10 protein-coding genes and 1 pseudogene are annotated in these 14,923 nt (G+C 70.8%); 3 read left to right on the forward strand and 8 right to left on the reverse strand.

Translation table 11 applies throughout. The features are described from left to right. Window positions 1–2: 2 nt before the first annotated feature. Window positions 3–1,751 carry a TIGR03767 family metallophosphoesterase gene (locus tag ACFY1E_RS03105; protein ID WP_389070709.1) on the reverse strand — a complete coding sequence of 583 codons (1,749 nt, stop codon included), beginning with the start codon at window positions 1,749–1,751 and terminating at the stop codon, window positions 3–5. Window positions 1,752–1,963: 212 nt separating this feature from the next. After that, window positions 1,964–2,431, reverse strand: a complete 468-nt coding sequence (locus tag ACFY1E_RS03110; protein WP_389070710.1) for an NUDIX hydrolase — start codon at window positions 2,429–2,431, stop codon at window positions 1,964–1,966. A 182-nt stretch (window positions 2,432–2,613) separates the two neighbouring features. On the opposite strand from ACFY1E_RS03110, the gene ACFY1E_RS03115 reads away from it, so the two are divergent. Continuing rightward, the gene (locus ACFY1E_RS03115; RefSeq protein ID WP_389070713.1) at window positions 2,614–5,901 is read left to right on the forward strand and encodes a S8 family serine peptidase; all 3,288 of its coding nucleotides are present in this window, start codon (window positions 2,614–2,616) and stop codon (window positions 5,899–5,901) included. A gap of 79 nt (window positions 5,902–5,980) precedes the next feature. On the opposite strand, the gene ACFY1E_RS03120 is transcribed toward ACFY1E_RS03115, so the two are convergent. Beyond that, on the reverse strand, window positions 5,981–6,721 hold the full coding sequence (locus tag ACFY1E_RS03120) for a hypothetical protein (protein WP_389070715.1): 741 nt from the start codon (window positions 6,719–6,721) through the stop codon (window positions 5,981–5,983). A gap of 1 nt (window position 6,722) precedes the next feature. Further along, window positions 6,723–7,250, reverse strand: a complete 528-nt coding sequence (locus tag ACFY1E_RS03125) for an RNA polymerase sigma factor (RefSeq protein ID WP_389071607.1) — start codon at window positions 7,248–7,250, stop codon at window positions 6,723–6,725. A gap of 217 nt (window positions 7,251–7,467) precedes the next feature. Here ACFY1E_RS03125 and ACFY1E_RS03130 point away from each other — a divergent pair, with 217 nt between their 5' ends. Then, on the forward strand, window positions 7,468–8,484 hold the full coding sequence (locus ACFY1E_RS03130) for an aspartate-semialdehyde dehydrogenase (protein WP_389070716.1): 1,017 nt from the start codon (window positions 7,468–7,470) through the stop codon (window positions 8,482–8,484). Here ACFY1E_RS03130 and ACFY1E_RS03135 read toward each other — a convergent pair. After that, window positions 8,484–8,576 (reverse strand): annotated as a pseudogene (locus ACFY1E_RS03135) (DUF1203 domain-containing protein); the annotation flags it as partial. The gene ACFY1E_RS03130 and the pseudogene ACFY1E_RS03135 sit on opposite strands and share 1 nt — an antisense overlap. Window positions 8,577–9,043: 467 nt before the next feature. On the opposite strand from ACFY1E_RS03135, the gene pepN reads away from it, so the two are divergent. Continuing rightward, entirely contained in the window at window positions 9,044–11,614 is a 2,571-nt protein-coding gene (gene pepN / locus ACFY1E_RS03140) for an aminopeptidase N (RefSeq protein ID WP_389070717.1), read from the forward strand. Window positions 11,615–11,676: 62 nt separating this feature from the next. On the opposite strand, the gene ACFY1E_RS03145 is transcribed toward pepN, so the two are convergent. The 3 genes from ACFY1E_RS03145 to ACFY1E_RS03155 form a co-directional block, all read right to left on the reverse strand. Further along, window positions 11,677–12,435 (reverse strand): SDR family NAD(P)-dependent oxidoreductase, encoded by a 759-nt coding sequence (locus ACFY1E_RS03145; protein ID WP_389070718.1) that lies wholly within the window; start codon window positions 12,433–12,435, stop codon window positions 11,677–11,679. A 75-nt stretch (window positions 12,436–12,510) separates the two neighbouring features. Continuing rightward, window positions 12,511–13,848 carry a sigma-70 family RNA polymerase sigma factor gene (locus ACFY1E_RS03150; protein ID WP_389070719.1) on the reverse strand — a complete coding sequence of 446 codons (1,338 nt, stop codon included), beginning with the start codon at window positions 13,846–13,848 and terminating at the stop codon, window positions 12,511–12,513. An 86-nt stretch (window positions 13,849–13,934) separates the two neighbouring features. Further along, window positions 13,935–14,822 (reverse strand): LysR family transcriptional regulator, encoded by an 888-nt coding sequence (locus ACFY1E_RS03155; protein WP_389070721.1) that lies wholly within the window; start codon window positions 14,820–14,822, stop codon window positions 13,935–13,937. Between the last annotated feature and the right edge of the window lie 101 nt (window positions 14,823–14,923).

Below are 14,923 nucleotides of genomic sequence, written 5' to 3' on the forward strand. Positions count from 1 at the left end.
TTTCAGCCCTTCTTGAGCACCAGTTCCGTGTTGCGGTCCTCCGGGTCGCCGGCGAGCGTCGCGCTGCGGCCGGGGACGTTGTACGACAGCTCGCGGTACAGGGCGGCCAGGCCCGTCTGGGTGAGGTCGGCGAAGTCCGTGCGGTGCGGGGCCGCGGACTCGACGAGGGTGGTGAACAGGGAGAGGGTGCCGTCCTTGTTGTCGGCGATCTCGATGACGCGGGCCAGCTGCGGGTAGTCCACGTGCGAGGCGGTCGAGATCTCCCAGAACGAGCGGCCGTTGGACGCCTTGTGCGGGGTGATGTCGTTGCGGTGGATGTGGCCGTTCACCCAGGCGACGACGTTGGAGTGGCTGCCGAGGAGGGCGACGAGCTCCTCGCCGCCGTGCCGCCGCTCGTTGGGGCGGGCCGGGTCCACGATGCCCGTGTTGTCCATCGTCTTGCTGGTGTGGTGGCTGAAGACGATGGCGTGCGAGTCCTTGTTGTCCTTCAGCTGCTTGTCGAGCCACTTCAACTGGGCGGTGCCGATGGAGCCCTCGTAGTGGCCGCCCGGGTCGGTGGTGTCGAGGCTGATGCCGATGACGTCGTCGGCGATGCGGAAGGTGTAGTACTGGGTGCCGGCGTCGAGGTTGGCGCTGGAGTAGCCGTGTCCGACCGGGCCGTTGCCGCGGTACGCCGGGTCGAGGTGGGCCTTCAGGTAGTCGGCAGGGGTGTACGGGGCCCGGCGCTCGTCCGGGGTGACCGAGCGCATGGCGCGGGTGTGGGCCTTGAGGAAGTCCCGGAACGCCGTCCCCCGCGGGTCCTTGGCGTTCGCGATGCTGTCCTGCAGCTTCTTCGCCTCGGCGGCGGACAGCGACATCAGCTTCCTGCCGCCGACCGCGTACTCGGCGAGCCAGGAGTCGCCGTGGCCGTAGCAGCCGAGCGGCATCGCGTCGTGGTTGCCGACGGTGGAGTACCAGGGCAGCGTCAGGCCGGGGCTGCGGACCTCGCGGATCGCGGCGGCCAGGAAGCCCTGGAGGTGCGGGAAGCCGAGCTGCTTGTCGCCGTCGCGGACGGTGGAGTCGGGCTGCCAGTACAGCTTGAGACCGCTGTTCTGGACGCCCTCGTAGTGCCGCGGATCGCCGGAGTTGGGAGTGATGCGCCCGCCGCTCATGATCTTCAGGAACCATTCGAGCTCGGACTTGGCGTTGTTGTCCGTGTTGTCGCCGGTGGTCATCGCGAAGTGCAGCGGGGAACCGGTGACGGGGGCGCCGCGCAGTGCGTTGATCCGCTCGACGAGCGAGATGGCGCCCTGCACGGTCAGCGCCTCCTGGGGGCGCCAGGCGTGCCGGTCCGTGGAGCGCAGGTACTCCAGGCGCATCGGGTGCTGGGAGTCGATCAGATGCAGGTCGGTGAGCTGTACGAACGCGGCGAGCGCGGTACGGCGGCCGGCGCGGCCCGACTTGGGGGCGGCGAGCTCGCTGCGCACGACGCGGGTCCAGCCGGGGCCGTCGCCGAGGCGGCGGAAGCCGGAGGAGGTGCGCGGGGCGGCGACCGTGGCGAGGGTGGTGCCCTTGGTGTAGGGCGCGAGGGGGGCGGCCGGGGCCCTGCGGGACTGCGCCACGACCCGGGTGGTGTCGGTGGCGGCCTGGCTGTCGGTGGGCCGCAGGGCGTAGCCGACGCCTGCGGAGACGGCCGCCGCGCCGGTGGCGGCGAGGACGGTACGGCGATTGATCGCCGGGCTGGTGGCGGCGACAGAGCGTATGCGCGACATGGCGCGATCTCCCCGAGTGGCAACGCGTCGGCAGTGGTCGCGGGCTGTTTCGCTGTCGCGAACAACCCGCTCGCTCTGGATGGTTGGCACCGGGAATGACCTGCTGGTGAACGAGGCGGCAACGGGCAACGCCGATCACCGTACGTGGATCTTGGGCCACCCTCCGCGTTCACGACCGCTCGTCGGGCGGCCCGGGGGCGGTCACTCCGCGTTCATCTTTCTGGGTACTGCAAGCAGTTCACCCGCCCCGTCGCCGGCCGCTCCCGCCACAGTGCCAGCCCCACGTCGACCAGTGCGACCCGGCACAGTTCAGGCACCGCGTCCAGGGGATGCCAGGCCGCCATGTCCGTCGAGCCGCCGATCTCGTGGCGGAGTTCACCGCCGGCCACGCGGCCCTCGTAGACCAGACGGATGCCGTGGTGGTCGACGGAGCGGCCGAAGGGGCGAGGGGCCGTGCGGCGGATCGAGTCCACGCCCAGGAGGGCGGTGAGGTCGACGTGGTAGCCGGTCTCCTCCTCCACCTCCCTGACGGCGGCGTCGTAGGGGTCCTCGCCGTGTTCCACGCCGCCGCCGGGCAGGGTCCACTCGGGGCGGCCCCGGTCGTCGGTCCAGCGGGCCAGGAGGAGTTGGTCGTCGCGGACGCATATGGCGTAGGCCGCCACCCTCAGTTTCCTGCGCACGTAGGGACGTTAGTCCGGAACCGCCGGTTCATTTAGCACTATTGGGGACTCATCCCCGTAAAGGGAATAGGGGGTTTTCCCCATACGTCCATATCGTTTCGGTCAACACTTCCCAAACAACTGTCCCTTGGGTAAAGCTGTGCGCTCGTCCGGCACTGAAATCTTCACTCCTAGGGATGCCGATGACCCTCACCCCCCTGAGACCAGTGGCCCGAATAGCCGTGGCCGCCGGTCTTGTCGCCGCCCTCTCCGCGGCCGGGCCGATACCCATGGCCTTCTCCGCCGACGCGCCGTCCCCGGGCTCCACCGCCCCCTCCGACGGCAGCGTCAAGTCCGCGCAGGAAAAGCTCGGTTCCGACGATGCGGACCTGCTCGCCGAGGCCAAGGCCGACGGCGCCAAGAACGTCACGATGATGATCGCCACCGCCCCGGGGCAGACCGAGCAGGTCGCCGGGAAGCTGGACGCGGTCAAGGGCGGCTCGGTCGGCCGGACGTACGACAAGCTCGGCTACGTCCGCGCCACCGTCCCCACCGCGAAGGCGGACGCGGCCATCGCCGCCGCCGCGAAGCTCTCCTCCGTGCACGGCATCGACCTGCGCAAGGAGATACCCCTGGACGACCCGAGCGCGACGGGCGGCGCCAAGTCCGCCTCGGGCACGGTCAGTTACCCCGCTCCGGACAAGAACACCCCCGCCGAGAACCCGTACAACCCGTCCTTCGAGACGGGCGCCGTCGACTTCGTGAAGGACCACCCGAAGGCGGACGGCCGCGGCGTCACCATCGGCATCCTGGACTCCGGTGTCGACCTCGGTCACCCGGCGCTGCAGAAGACCACCACCGGTGAGCGGAAGATCGTCGACTGGGTGACGGCGACCGACCCGATCGTCGACAGTGACGCCACCTGGCGCCCGATGGTGACCTCGGTCTCCGGGCCCACCTTCACCTACGGCGGCAAGACCTGGACGGCGCCCGCCGGGTCGTACCAGGTCAGCACCTTCAGCGAGGCCGCCACCGCGGGCGGCGACGCGAAGGGCGACGCCAACCGGGACGGGGACACCACGGACAAGTGGGGCGTCCTCTACGACGCCGCCGCCGGGACTGTCACCGTCGACCTGAACAACAACTACGACTTCAGCGACGACACGCCGATGAAGCCGTACAAGGACGGCTACCAGATCGGTTACTTCGGGACCGACAACCCGGCCACCGACGTCGTGGAGCGCCAGCCGTTCGTCGTGCAGATCCGCAAGGACGTGCCGATGGACCCGTACGGCGGCGACTGGGTCGGCAAGAAGGCCGACTTCGTCAACATCGGCGTCATCGAGTCCGAGCACGGCACGCACGTCGCCGGGATCACCGCCGCCAACGGCCTGTTCGGCGGGAAGATGAACGGCGCGGCACCCGGCGCGAAGATCGTCTCCTCCCGTGCCTGCACCTGGACCGGCGGCTGCACCAACGTCGCGCTCACCGAGGGCATGATCGACCTGGTCGTGAACCGCGGGGTCGACATCGTCAACATGTCCATCGGCGGTCTGCCGGCGCTCAACGACGGCAACAACGCGCGCGCCGAGCTGTACACGCGGCTCATCGACACCTACGGCGTGCAGCTGGTGATCTCGGCGGGCAACTCCGGCCCCGGCGCGAACACCATCGGCGACCCGGGTCTGGCCGACAAGGTGATCTCCGTGGGCGCCGCCATCTCCAAGGCGACCTGGGCCTCCAACTACGGCTCGGTCGTGGAGAAGAAGTACGCGATGATGCCCTTCTCCTCCCGCGGCCCGCGTGAGGACGGCGGTTTCACGCCGACCCTCGTCGCGCCGGGTGCCGCCATCAACACCACCCAGACCTGGCTGCCGGGCTCCCCGGTCGCCGAGTCGGGCTACTCACTGCCGGCCGGCTACTCCATGCTGCAGGGCACGTCCATGGCCTCCCCGCAGGCCACGGGCGCGAGCGCGCTGCTGCTGTCGGCCGCCAAGCAGAAGGGCATCGAGCTCAAGCCCGCGACGCTGCGTACGGCACTCACCTCGACGGCCCGTCACATCAAGGGCGTTCAGGCCTACGAGGAGGGCGCGGGCCGCATCGACATCGTCGACGCCTGGGACGCGATCCGCGACGGCGCCACCGCGAATGACTACACCGTGAAGGCCCCGGTCGACACCGCGCTCGACCAGGCGCTGAAGACGCCGGGCTTCGGCACCGGCCTGTACGACCGCGAGGGCGGCCTCAAGGCGGGTGACAGGAAGACGTACGACGTCACCATCACCCGGACCTCCGGCTCCGCGAAGGCCGTCTGGCACGAGCTGAGCATCGAGAACAACGCCGGTGACACCTTCCGGATCGTCGGCAAGGACTGGGTGAAGCTGCCGCTGAACCAGCCGGTCACCGTCAAGGTGCAGGCGAACCCGAGGTCCGTGGGGATCAAGAGCGCGATCCTCGACGTCAATGATCCGGGCACCGAGGGCGTCGACAAGCAGATCCTCGCCACGGTCGTGGTCTCGACGCCGGTGAAGTACACCTTCACGGCCTCGAACACGGTGCAGCGCAACAGCACGCAGTCGTACTTCGTGACCGTGCCGGCGGGCGCCAAGTCCCTCGAGGTCGCCATGAGCGGGCTGCAGGACAAGAGCCAGACCCGGTTCATCGCCATCCACCCGTACGGCACTCCGGTCGACAACACGGGCACCCCGTACTGCTACCCGAACTACCTCGACGGCAACGGCTGCAAGCCCGACGTGCGTGCGTACGCGGACCCGCAGGCCGGTGTCTGGGAGATCGAGGTCGAGTCGCGCCGTACCTCGCCGCTGCTCGACAACCCGTACAAGCTGGACGTCGCCGTCCTCGGCGCGTCCTTCGACCCGCAGACCGTGACCGTCCCCGAGGCCAAGGTCGGTACCCCGGCCGCCGTCTCCTGGAAGGTGACGAACAAGCTCGCCGCGCTCGACGGCAAGCTGGTCGGCGGCCCGCTCGGCTCGTCCAAGACGGCCCGCCCGACCATCAAGGAGGGCGAGACGCAGACCACCACGGTCGACGTGCCCGCGGGCGCCAAGTCGCTGGACGTCGCGATCGGCAACGTCTCGGACGCCTCCGCCGACCTCGACCTGGTGGTGAAGAACGCGGCCGGCACGGTCGTCGGTCAGTCCGCCGACGGCGACTCGGAGGAGGCGGTCTCCATCGCCTCGCCCGCCGCCGGCACGTACACCATCGAGGTCGCGGGCTACTCGGTCCCGTCCGGCTCCACCGCGTACGACTACCGGGACGTCTTCTTCTCCGCGTCCCTGGGCACCGTCAGCGTCGACGAGTCGGCGCCGGTGAAGCTCGGCACGGGCGAGTCGGCGACCGTCTCCGGCAGCGTCACCGCCGCGGCGGCCGCTCCTGAGGGCCGTGAGTTCTTCGGCCAGGTCCAGCTGGTGAACGCACGCGGCACGGCCGCGGGCACCGGCAGCGTGAAGATCGAGAAGGTCACTCCGTAGCCGGTGCTACGGCGGTGAGGGCGGGCGTCCGTACGGGCGCCCGCCCTTTTCCGTCGGCGGGGGACGTCAGCGGGCCGCGTCAGCAGGTGACCTCGGCCGATTCGGGCAGCGCACGGGCGAGCCCGGCGCGTTCGCGGGCGATCGACTTCTCGCCGACGATCACGTAGTCCGGGACGGTGGACTGCGGCGGCACGGCCACCAGGATGTGGTCACCCTTGTGGAGCGCCTTGCGGAGGGTCTCGTCCTCGATCAGCAGGGTGATCTCCTTCCCGGACTTCTCCGGCTCGGACTTCTCCGGCTTGTACGAGCGGGTCACGTCCAGGGTGATCCGCTCCTGCCCGGCGGTCCCGTGGACCGGCTGCACCGCCGCCACCTCGCCCTCGGCGACCAGGCGGGTGCAGGCGAGGTAGCCGGGGCTGGAGAAGGCCGAGCCGGCCTTGGCGTTCCCGTCCGCCTTGGAGGCCGCCGAGTCGGCGCTGCCGCCGGACATGGTGTCGGCGCCGCTGCCGTCGTGCACCACCAGCCAGCCCAGCCCCGACAGCACGGTCGCGACGGCGGCCACGGCGAGCGAGCCGAAGGCGAAGCTGCGTGCCCGGCGCCAGTCCCGCGGCGCCCGTACCGGAGCGGGCGTCCGCTCCGGGCGCGGCTCCTCGGCCAGCGCGTCCCCGATGATCCCGAGCTGCCGGCGCAGCAGCGCCACATCGGCCGTCGCCCTGCGGTGCTCGGCCGCGAAGGCGGCGTCCGCGCGGGCCTCCTCCGGCGGCTCCTCGCCGGTGATCGCGGCCATCAGCGCATCGATGCTGTTGTGTTCGGCGGTCATCTCACACCACCTCGTCCTCGTGCAGGCGGGCGCGCAGTGCCCGTACCGCCGTGTGCAGCCTGCTCTTGACCGTGCCCTCCGGGATGCCGAGCTCGTCGGCTATCGAGCGGACGGGCAGGTCCGCGTAGAAGCGCAGGACGAGGACCTGGCGCTGGGAGTCGGGGAGCTCGTCGAGGCCCTGGGCGACGGCCAGGGAGAGCAGGCTGGTGTCCTCTCCGGACGGGTGCTCCAGCTGGCGCAGGGAGGCGAGCCGCTCACCGATCCGCTCCTGCCGCTTCTTGGCCCGGTGCCAGTCCATGGCCAGGTTGGAGGCGACGACGGCCGCCCATGCGGAGACGTCGCGCGGGGCCTCGTACCCCTTCGCCGCCCGCTCCAGCAGCCGCAGACGGACCTGCTGCACCCCGTCCGGCAGGTCCGTCTGCGGCACCCCGCCCAGTGCGAGCACCGCCCGCACCCGGCGTTCCTGAGCCGCGTCCAGAGGATCGCCATGATCGTCCCCCTGGCCACGGCGGGCCTTTCTGCGCAGCACAAGCCACCCCCTCACCGCGTTTCCTCTACGACGCCGGAGCGCCCGGAAACGTTCGGCCGATCCCGGAGAAATTCGTCCAGAGGTGTACGTCACACCGTCCGGCAGTCCACTCCTCGGGCATGGAGCGCAAAGAATTGGACAGGCGGACCCCGGTCGGCCGCATGATGGAAAAGCCGCAGACACGCACGTACACGTGGAACACACAGAGGGAGTCGCTGTGAGGGTCGGAATCGTCGGAGCCACCGGACAGGTCGGCACGGTCATGCGCAGGATCCTCACGGAGCGGAACTTCCCCGTCACCCAGCTGCGCCTGTTCGCCTCCGCGCGCTCGGCGGGCTCGGTCCTGGACGGCGTGACCGTGGAGGACGCGGCGACCGCCGACTACACCGGCCTGGACATCGTGCTGTTCTCCGCGGGCGGCGCGACCTCGAAGGCGCTGGCCGAGAAGGTCGCAGCGCAGGGCCCCGTCGTGATCGACAACTCCTCCGCCTGGCGCAAGGACCCCGAGGTCCCGCTGGTCGTCTCCGAGGTGAACCCGCACGCGGTCACGGACCGCCCCAAGGGCATCATCGCCAACCCGAACTGCACCACGATGGCCGCGATGCCGGTCTTGAAGGTGCTGCACGCGGAGGCGGGCCTGGAGGCGCTGGTCGTCGCCACCTACCAGGCGGTGTCCGGTTCCGGCCTCGCGGGCGTGGCGGAGCTGCACGGCCAGGCGCAGAAGGTGATCGCCGACGCGGACAAGCTGACGCACGACGGCTCGGCGGTCGACTTCCCGGAGCCCGGCGTCTACAAGCGCCCCATCGCCTTCAACGTCCTCCCCTTCGCGGGCAACCTCGTCGAGGACGGCCTGAACGAGACGGACGAGGAGCAGAAGCTCCGCCACGAGTCCCGCAAGATCCTGGAGATCCCCGAGCTCAAGGTCTCCGGCACCTGCGTCCGCGTCCCGGTCTTCTCCGGCCACTCCCTCCAGGTCAACGCCCGCTTCGCCCGTCCGATCTCCCCGGAGCGCGCGACGGAGCTGCTGGCGGGCGCCCCGGGCGTCGCGCTCTCCGAGATCCCGACCCCCCTCCAGGCCGCCGGCCAGGACCCGTCCTACGTCGGCCGCATCCGCCGTGACGAGACCGTCGACAACGGCCTCGCGCTCTTCATCTCCAACGACAACCTCCGCAAGGGCGCGGCCCTGAACGCGGTACAGATCGCGGAGCTGGTGGCGGCGGAGCTGAAGGGCTGAGGCCTCCTGACCTCGTAGAGGAAACAGCCGTATTCGACGGCCCGGACGTGGACGAGCGCCACGGACGGGTCGTCGAACGCGTCGCGGAAGGCACGGTTCTTCGCCCCCGCCGCCCCTACCCGTCCCTTCCCCAGGGGCTGCCGCCCCTTCCCCAGGGGCTGCCGCCCCTTCGGCCCCGCCAGGGGCTCCGCCCCTGTACCCCGGCGGGGACTGCGTCCCCTGCACCCCGCTTCGGGGCTCCGCCCCGGACCCCGATCGGCCTGAACGGCCTCGTCCTCAAACGCCGGACGGGCTGAAAATGCCCGGCTCGTGCCCAGCCATCAGGGGCGCGCCCTTCAGACGCCGGTCCGCATCATCCAGCCCGTCCGGCGTTTGAGGACGAGGCCCCTTAAGGGCCGAAAGCGGGGGTCTGGGGCGGCAGCCCCCGGACGCGAGCCGCAGCGGGCCCGCACTTCACCCGGCCCGACCGTCGGAGGCCACCATCGGGAAAACCCTCGTCGCCCTCCCCCCGGTCCCGTGGAAGGATGGTTGAACCGACACATGACGAGGAGATGACCGCGTGCCTGGCACAAACCTGACCCGCGAAGAGGCGCAGCAGCGGGCGAAGCTGCTCACCGTTGACTCGTACGAGATCGATCTCGACCTCTCCGGCGCGCAGGAGGGCGGCACCTACAGGTCTGTGACGACGGTGCGCTTCGACGTGGCCGAGAACGGGGCCGAGTCCTTCATCGACCTGGTGGCCCCCACCGTCCACGAGGTGACGCTGAACGGCGACGCCCTCGACCCCGCCGAGGTCTTCAAGGACTCGCGGATCGCCCTCCCGGAGCTGCTCGAGGGCCGTAACATCCTTCGGGTCGTCGCCGACTGCGCGTACACCAACACCGGTGAGGGGCTGCACCGCTTCGTCGACCCGGTGGACCAACAGGCCTATCTCTACACCCAGTTCGAGGTCCCGGACGCCCGCCGCGTGTTCGCGTCGTTCGAGCAGCCCGACCTCAAGGCGACCTTCCAGTTCACGGTGAAGGCGCCCTCCGGCTGGACCGTCATCTCCAACTCGCCGACGCCCGAGCCCAAGGACGACACCTGGGTCTTCGAGCCGACGCCGCGGATCTCGTCGTACATCACGGCGCTGATCGTCGGCCCGTACCACTCCGTGCACAGCGTGTACGAGAAGGACGGGCAGTCCGTGCCGCTCGGCATCTACTGCCGGCCCTCGCTCGCCGAGTTCCTGGACTCCGACGCGATCTTCGAGGTCACCCGGCAGGGCTTCGAGTGGTTCCAGGAGAAGTTCGACTACGCGTACCCGTTCAAGAAGTACGACCAGCTGTTCGTGCCGGAGTTCAACGCGGGCGCGATGGAGAACGCGGGTGCGGTGACGATCCGGGACCAGTACGTGTTCCGCTCCAAGGTCACCGACGCGTCGTACGAGCTGCGCGCGGAGACCATCCTGCACGAGCTGGCGCACATGTGGTTCGGCGACCTGGTCACCATGGAGTGGTGGAACGACCTGTGGCTGAACGAGTCGTTCGCCACGTACACGTCGATCGCGTGCCAGTCGTACCACCCCGAGTCGCGCTGGCCGCACTCCTGGACCACCTTCGCCAACTCGATGAAGACGTGGGCCTACCGGCAGGACCAGCTGCCCTCCACCCACCCGATCATGGCCGAGATCAACGACCTGGACGACGTCCTGGTCAACTTCGACGGCATCACCTACGCCAAGGGCGCCAGCGTCCTGAAGCAGCTCGTCGCGTACGTCGGCATGGACGAGTTCTTCGGTGGTGTGCAGGCGTACTTCAAGCGCCACGCGTACGGCAACACCCGCCTGTCCGACCTGCTGGGCGCGCTGGAGGAGACCTCCGGCCGCGATCTGAAGAACTGGTCGGAGAAATGGCTCCAGACGGCGGGCATCAACGTCCTGCGGCCCGAGATCGAGACGGACGCCGCCGGTGTCGTCACCTCCTTCGCCATCCGCCAGGAGGCCCCGGCGCTCCCCGCCGGCGCCAAGGGCGAGCCGACGCTCCGCCCCCACCGCATCGCGGTCGGCCTGTACGAACTCGACGAGGACAGCGGCAAGCTGGTGCGTGACGAGCGCATCGAGCTGGACGTCGACGGTGAACTGACCGCCGTGCCGCAGCTGGTGGGCAGGCGCCGCCCGGCCGTCGTCCTGCTCAACGACGACGACCTGTCGTACGCCAAGGTCCGGCTCGACGAGAAGTCCCTGGCGTTCGTGACCGAGCACCTGGGTGACTTCGAGTCGTCGCTTCCCAGGGCCCTGTGCTGGGCCTCCGCCTGGGACATGACGCGGGACGCGGAGCTCGCGACCCGCGACTACCTCTCGCTGGTCCTGTCGGGCATCGGCAAGGAGTCCGACATCGGTGTCGTGCAGTCGCTGCACCGCCAGGTGAAGCTGGCGATCGACCTGTACGCCGACCCGGCGGCCCGTGAGGCCCTGCTCACCCGCTGGACCGACGCCACGCTGGCCCATCTGCGCGCGGCCGAGCCGGGCGGCGACCACCAGCTGGCCTGGGCGCGGGCGTTCGCGGCGACCGCCAGGACCCCGGAGCAGCTGGACCTGCTGGAGGCGCTGCTCGACGGTTCGCAGACGATCGAGGGCCTGGTCGTCGACACCGAGCTGCGCTGGGCGTTCGTGCAGCGGCTGGCCGCGGTGGGCCGCTACGACGAGGCGGAGATCGCCGGCGAGTACGAGCGGGACAAGACGGCCGCGGGCGAGCGCCATGCGGCCACTGCCCGTGCCGCCCGGCCGACCGTGGAGGCGAAGGCGGAGGTCTGGGCGCAGGTCGTGGAGTCCGACAAGCTGCCGAACGCCGTCCAGGAGGCGGTCATCGGCGGCTTCGTCCAGACCGACCAGCGTGAGCTGCTCGCCCCGTACGCCGAGAAGTACTTCGAGGTGGTCAAGGACATCTGGGACTCCCGCTCGCACGAGATCGCCCAGCAGATCGCCGTCGGCCTCTACCCGTCCGTCCAGGTCTCGCAGGAGACCCTGGACCGGACGGACGCCTGGCTCGCCTCCGCCGAGCCCAGCGCAGCCCTGCGGCGACTGGTCTCCGAGTCCCGGTCGGGAGTGGAGCGGGCGCTGAAGGCGCAGGCGGCTGACGCGCAGGCGTAGTCGTCCGCGGGATGACGAGAACGAGGGCGCCCGGTGTCACACCGGGCGCCCTTCGCTCGTCATCACCGCGGGACCATCCCGCCCGTCACGTTGACGAAGGTGCCGGTGATGCCGGCCGCATGGTCGGAGGCGGCGAACACGGCCGTGGCGGCGATGTCCGCGAGGGTCGGGTTGCGGCGGGTCATGCGCATGGTCGCGAGGTTGTCGATGATCCCCTGGACGGCGGCTTCGTCGATGGCCGGGTTGACCGCGGAGAGCTTCTCGACGGTGAAGGTCTCGGGTACGCCGGCCGCCCACAGACCCACGGCGCGCACCCCGCGCGGACCGCACTCCAGGGCCAGGTTGCGGACGAGCGTGTCGATGGCGGCATCGGCGGGTCCCGTGCCGCCCATCATCGGACTGCCGTGCGCGGAGCCGCTGTTGAGGGTGAGGATCACGCCGGAGCCACGCTCGGCCATGCGGCGGGCGGCACCGCGGGCGGTGATGAAGTTGGCGCGGACACCGTTGAGGACGGGCCGCAGGAAGTCGTCCACGGGCATGTCGGTGAGCGGGGCGCCCTGCACATCGCCGCGGGTGACGAGGTTGAACGAGATGTCGACGTCCCCGACGCCCGCGAGGTGCTCCTCGACGGCCGCCTCGTCGAGGGCGTCCACGACGGCGACCTCGGCGTCCTTGATGTCGGCGGCCACGGCCTCCAGCGTCTTCCGGGTCCGTCCGACCAGGTGGACGCGGGCGCCCTCGGCGGCGAAGGCGCGGGCGACGGCACCGCCGATCGAGCCGCCGGCGCCGTAGATGATCGCGGTCTTGTCGGTGAGCAGCATGGTGATCTCCTCGGTGGAGCTGTTCCGTATCGGTCGGTCATACAGACGCACCGCGCCCCGATCAGTCATCGGTCGTCACAGCCGCAGCGGCAGTCCGAAGGCCGGGAACAGATGCGGCTCGAAGGACGTGATCTCCACGATCCGGTCGTCGGCGTCGAAGCGCAGGACGTCGAGGACCTGGGCGCGGTGGACGTGGGTACCGGGTCTGCGGACGTAACCGCCCGCTGCGAGCTGCCCGTTGGCGCGGGCGGGGAGATGGCGCCAGTGGCCGAAGAACATGGGGGAGGCGGGGTCGAGGGTGGGGCGCAGGAACTCGACGAGGGCGTCCCGGCCGGTGAACCAGAAGGGGTTGGGCGGCATGGTGAGCGTGACGTCCTTGCTGAGCAGGTCGGTCATCGCGGCGAAGTCGAGCTGCTCGGCGGCGGTCATGTACCGCTGCAGCACGGTGCGTTGGGCCTCCGTCGGCTCGCCCGCGCTCCACTCCGCGCGCTGCCCGGGCAGGTGGTCGCGGAGGGTGGGGCGGGCGCGCTGCAGGGCGCTGTTGGCGGACGCCACGGTCAGGTCCAGGGCCTCGGCGGTCTCGGCGGCGGTGAGGCCCAGCACGTCCCGCAGGATCAGCACGGCCCGCTGGCGGGGCGGGAGGTGCTGGATGGCGGCGAGGAAGACCAGCTCCAGGGTCTCGCGGGAGACGGCGGCGACGTCCGGCCGGTCCTCCTCCGCCGTGGGCAGCTCGTCGTCCGGGTAGGGCTGGAGCCAGGTGATGCGGGCAGGGGCCTCGCCGGTGCCGTGGTTCATGCCGGGGATCGGCTCGTAGCGCTGCGGGCGGCGGGCGGTGCGGCGCTGGAAGTCCAGGCAGGCGTTGGTGGCGATGCGGTACAGCCAGGTGCGGGCACCGGCGCGCCCCTCGAAGGACTCCCTGGCCCGCCAGGCCCGCAGGAACGTCTCCTGCACCAGGTCCTCGGCGTCGTCGTAGGAGCCCGTCATGCGGTAGCAGTGGACGTGGATCTCCCGGCGGTGGGACTCGGTGAGGGTGGCGAAGTCGGCTTCGGTGAGGGGGATTTCCGTAACGGCTTTCGCTGTTACGGATTTCGGTGTCACGGAAGGCTCGGCGGGCCCCTGGGGTTCCTTCGCGGTGTCGCGGGCGGTCCGGGCGACCCGCCGCAGCCGCGCCACGGCGGCCGACAGGTCGGCCACCCCGGAGTACAGGACCGACGGCGGCTGCGGTGTGAGTTCCTGCACCTGCCGCCCGATGTCGTCGATCAGGCGCTGCACACTGGCCCCCGTCCCGGTCCCCTGCCGCTCCCGGTACGCCTTCTGCCGGCATGCGGCCGAGCAGTACACGGAGCTGCGGCCGGTGCGGCCCGCCCGTGCGGGGAGCGGTCTGCCGCAGCTGGCACAGGTGTCGACGACCACGGGCACCTCCGGGGTGGTGAAGGCATTGCGTCACGCGGGGACGGTGTGACGCTATCGCGATACGGGGACCCGAGGGGGGCCTCCGGTCACGCCGGTGCGGACGGCCGGGTGAGGTGGGTGCGGGCGACCTTGCGGAAGGCGGACACCAGACGGCTGCGGTCGCCGGCGCGGGTGGCGAGGGCGACCTGGCTGGGCTCGACGCCGTGCAGCGGGATCGCGGTGACGTCGGGGCGCAGGCGGGCGCCGGGCGGGTAGGCCGTGATGACGAGGGCCTCCCCGGAGGCGACGACCTCGAACTTGTCCTCCAGGTCGAGGATCTCGGGGCCATCGGGCACGGGGCGGCCGTCCGGCCGGGGTTCCAGGCGCCAGAAGGACGCCCAGGCGGGGTCGGCGCCGGTGATGCGGGGCATCGGTTCGCCCGCGATGTCGTCGAGGGTGACGGACTCCTTGCCGGCCAGGCGGTGGTCGACGGGGACCACCACGGCCCTGGGCTCGTCGTAGAGGACGGTCACCTCCAACTGGTCGGTGGCGAAGGGCAGTCGGGTCACCACGGCGTCCACCCGGCGTTCGAGCAGCGCGGCGCGCGCCCCGTCCCAGCGCAGATGCCGGCTGCGTACGTCGGCGTCCGGATGCCGACGCCGCAGCTCGCGCACGGCGGAGGTGACGATCAGGCCGCTGGTGAAGCCGACGGTGAACCGGCTGGGCTCGGCGGCGGCCAGGGCCTCGGCCGCGGCCTGCTCGGCGGCGCCCAGCAGCGCCCTGGCACGCGGCAGGAACACCTCGCCGGCCTCAGTGAGCCGGGTGCCGCGCGGGGTGCGGTCCAGCAGCCGGGCGCCGAGCCGGTGTTCCAGGGCCGCGATCTGCCGGCTGAGGGACGGCTGGGTGATGTGCAGGGCCTCGGCGGCACGCCCGAAGTGGCGGTGCTCGGCCACGGCGGTGAAGTACCGGACCAGACGAAGGTCGAGGTCAGCCATGCATCCACCTTACTCACCTGCGGTGATGCCCGAACCGTATTGCTCGATGCGGAACAGGCTTTGGACGCGGCCACCGTGCCCTTCGGAGGATGGAGGCACAT

The sequence above is a fragment of the Streptomyces sp. NPDC001604 genome (assembly GCF_042893475.1).
Classification (GTDB): Bacteria; Actinomycetota; Actinomycetes; order Streptomycetales; family Streptomycetaceae; genus Streptomyces.

Bases quoted from the DNA above. Each gene is read 5' to 3' on its own strand.
- ACFY1E_RS03105 (WP_389070709.1), bottom strand. From the start codon at position 1,751: ATGTCGCGCATACGCTCTGTCGCCGCCACCAGCCCGGCGATCAATCGC.
- ACFY1E_RS03115 (WP_389070713.1), top strand. From the start codon at position 2,614: ATGACCCTCACCCCCCTGAGACCAGTGGCCCGAATAGCCGTGGCCGCC.
- ACFY1E_RS03120 (WP_389070715.1), bottom strand. From the start codon at position 6,721: ATGACCGCCGAACACAACAGCATCGATGCGCTGATGGCCGCGATCACC.
- ACFY1E_RS03145 (WP_389070718.1), bottom strand. From the start codon at position 12,435: ATGCTGCTCACCGACAAGACCGCGATCATCTACGGCGCCGGCGGCTCG.
- ACFY1E_RS03155 (WP_389070721.1), bottom strand. From the start codon at position 14,822: ATGGCTGACCTCGACCTTCGTCTGGTCCGGTACTTCACCGCCGTGGCC.